General features: G+C 58.2%; 3 protein-coding genes. 1 reads left to right on the forward strand and 2 read right to left on the reverse strand.

Annotation, left to right across the window (positions count from 1 at the left end):
* Positions 1-284 precede the first annotated feature (284 nt).
* The gene (locus tag NKH16_RS34680; RefSeq protein WP_352903938.1) at positions 285-512 is read right to left on the reverse strand and encodes a hypothetical protein; all 228 of its coding nucleotides are present in this window, start codon (positions 510-512) and stop codon (positions 285-287) included.
* A gap of 666 nt (positions 513-1,178) precedes the next feature.
* Positions 1,179-1,376, reverse strand: a complete 198-nt coding sequence (locus NKH16_RS34685) for a hypothetical protein (RefSeq protein WP_023722969.1) — start codon at positions 1,374-1,376, stop codon at positions 1,179-1,181.
* Between the two features lie 403 nt (positions 1,377-1,779).
* Between NKH16_RS34685 and NKH16_RS34690 the strand changes: the two genes are divergently transcribed.
* On the forward strand, positions 1,780-1,962 hold the full coding sequence (locus NKH16_RS34690) for a hypothetical protein (RefSeq protein ID WP_352903939.1): 183 nt from the start codon (positions 1,780-1,782) through the stop codon (positions 1,960-1,962).
* Positions 1,963-3,110 lie beyond the last annotated feature (1,148 nt).

The raw sequence follows: 3,110 nt of genomic DNA on the forward strand, positions 1-3,110 counted from the left end.
ATCCCGGGACGCTCGGTCTTGACGGGGACCGGAGGGTTGAACCAGTGGAGAGCCATACGTCACTCTTTGTCGGCCCGATCAAGTTTCTCCAGCAAATACCTTTGCTCAGCCGGCAGCTTCCGTTCTACAGGCAGATTTAGCAGCTTGCGAAGGTAATTGCGGATTACCTCTGACTATTGAAAATGGCGCAGGACGGCGCGCTTCCGTTGCGATGCCAGAGCGACTGAAGTTGGCTGACAGCTACTCGCGACCGTCGAAGCCACGTGGAGGCGGGCGCGATCAGGCTATTCGCGAAGGTCGAACGCGACGAACAGGCCAAAGGCTGGGGCAAGATCGACAATAAACTCCACCAGCTCGCAGTCAGTTTCCGCCAGATGTGGCCCGTCTCGGCGCACCGCTGCGATAGTCTCTTTGACGGAGATGATTTGACCGCGACGGGCTTGTAAGATCAGCTCGTGAACAAGGTGTTTGGCAGTCACCTTGTCGGGTCGGCAGTTCGTCCAAACGTTCATACAAGGCCTCCCACCTCAGCGAGAACCCAAGGGAACATTCATGATCCTCCGTCGAGAAAAATCAAGAAGAATGTTTGATAACTTCTGAGTGGGAATCAGGGGGACAAGCACGAAGCGAGCCTCTATACTCTTTGACCTGACGCTCAGCCAGCCGGCTAGGGACCTTCTTCCGTCGGGCCCTGTTTGGCCCGATCAACAGCCGCAAGTAATGACTGTAGGGTTGGCGGCAGTTCTGGTTCGACCTCCAGATTTAAGAACGTTTGTACGTGATGACGATAGCCTTCGGAACGGATCAGTTTCCGAAACGCTTCGGAGACAGACTGATGGTCTGCTTTGTTGCTCGTTGTCATGTTCGGGAAGTCCGTCCCAATGAGCCGCAACTCGCCCGCAACGAATGGGTTCCATCAGGAGGTCGGAATATTTGGCTGAAATTTCTGAGCGGGAGATCGGATAACTGGCTCGCGCGAAGACCCCCCGTGCCCCTTCGTTTGCCGCAGCATTAATCCTCGCTCTTTGAACTGAAGATTCGTGTCGATCTAGCGTCGGTGTTGCACATCGTGAACCTTGGAATGCTTCTGTCCAATGTTTGCTCACGCTGTGATGCCAACGGGCAGGCTCTTGCGGCAGGGTGCCGCAAGGTCGCGACGAATGAAACGCCGGCCCAGTTCAGCCCGCGCGACGTCCTTCAAAGCTGGGGGGATCGATCTTCACCAAGCGGTCTGCGGCCTCGACCGCAGTTCGTATCCTGCTGCACAGCGCGAGATTTTCCGCCAGCATTTCTTCAGTGCGTTGAAGCGCGAGCTCGGTCCGGTGGATGCGCTGCCTGGCATTGGCAACTTCCGATGTCAAAAGATCGGCCGCCATCCCGTGGCCGTGGGGTTCCATAGTGTCCATCACTTTCTAATACATGGGGGGCGATATCGTTCCTTAATGTCGGGCGAAACGGCGGGCCGCAGAAAAGCGCGATGTGCCGAATGACCAAGGCTCCCTGTCAAAACAGCGCCAGAAACAGGCGAACGGCTTCGGCCGCTCTACATCCCACGGCAGAGGCGATCACGGGTCAGAGGGCCATTGATCTGTTCAGGTACGACTACAACGCAAGCGAAGACACACTCAGGCGGCTGGTGATCAAGCATCGTCTTCACAACCAGACAATGCCCGGTGCTCCGTGGAGAATAAGCGCTCCCGGTTTGGCTATGGCGCTCGCCGGCGATGATGACGCGGTTGAGGCAGGACGATCGCGAGCACGATCGTTTGAGCCGGCTCCTTGATCATCCTGCCGGAAGCCACATCGCTACGCGCGGTGGACCTGCAACTCGCGATCCGCCTCGCTCGCATGTTCGCAACTGATGCGAAGTTCGTGCGCGGAATGACCTTTGCCAACGTCCGACCGATATCTCATCGCTTGATCGCCTCCAAACCGATACAGTTTTGCCCGAATTGCATGTGAGATGTGCAGGACGCTACGGCGTTCAGGCGAACCCAGTTCCTTGGATGGCGGCTCACTTGCTCCTCCTGCGGATCGCGGCTTCGCGATAGCGGCGAGCAAGATGCTGCCTCCCCTTTCCGCCACTATTGGAGTTCCGCCCTCCATGGCAAGAAGTTGATCGAGGATGTCTCAGACAAACGTCCTCGATCCTGGGCATCGCCGATCGATATTGCGCGCTCCTACTGATGCGCCGCATACCGAGTAGGGCTCCGAGCGTGAGCAACGTGACGGCGGAAAGCATAGCGTGTCCGCTCGGAAAGCTCGCCGTAAAGACCCCTTGCGGGATGAACGACATCTGGCCTCGACCGGTCGAAACGATCTTGAGAAGGGTGCTGATGGCCTCCCCACCGACCACGGCGAGGGCTACCAGCGCGGGGTACCATCGCTTCCGTGTGATAAGCAAGTACCGCACTACAGCTACCGACACGAAGGCCAGGAAACGCGAAGCTGCCGAGAGAGGTCACATCCAGTCCCATTTCTTCCAGCCACGGCGGGCCGATGGGATTGCTGGGGTCGCCGGCGCTGCGGAACGCTATCAGTCGCCCGATCAAAACCCGTTGTGTCGCCCTCAATGACTTCTTCCGCTAGGAGACGGAAGCCGAGAACAAGCCCGCCTGCCACAAGCAGAAAGAAGACCGGCCACATACCGTCGCTGCGGATGCCACGAAAACGCCGTCGGAGGGATTGGGTGCTTTGATCTCCATGCATCTCAACCTTGTTTGGAAGGGCTGCAGCGGGCGGCCGATTGGAACAATCGCGATCCACCTCTCTGTTCGATGGGATCACGTCGCCCTGACGGGGCTTCAGATTACTCCGCGTTAGCGTTCGCCAAGGTATCGAGGGCAGGCGCAAGGCGCTTCGCCAGAGTCGACCGGGAACAGTTGGTCGCCTTCACGATGGTGTTCCACCGTCGATCAGACCGTGCTCGCTCCTCGCCCGAGGACGGACCTTGATTTGCGATTGGCAGACGCTGGAGCCGGGTACGGAAAAGCCCGCCGCCCGAGCTGTACGGCGGGCTTTTTTTGTGCATCAACCCACGGTAGACCGTCTGGCCACGACTAGGTCAGGATAATCACGATCTTGTAGGTATTCGGGTCGACGATGACGAT

Origin of the sequence: Mesorhizobium sp. M1307 (genome assembly GCF_040318155.1) — a bacterium.
Taxonomy (GTDB): Bacteria; Pseudomonadota; Alphaproteobacteria; order Rhizobiales; family Rhizobiaceae; genus Mesorhizobium.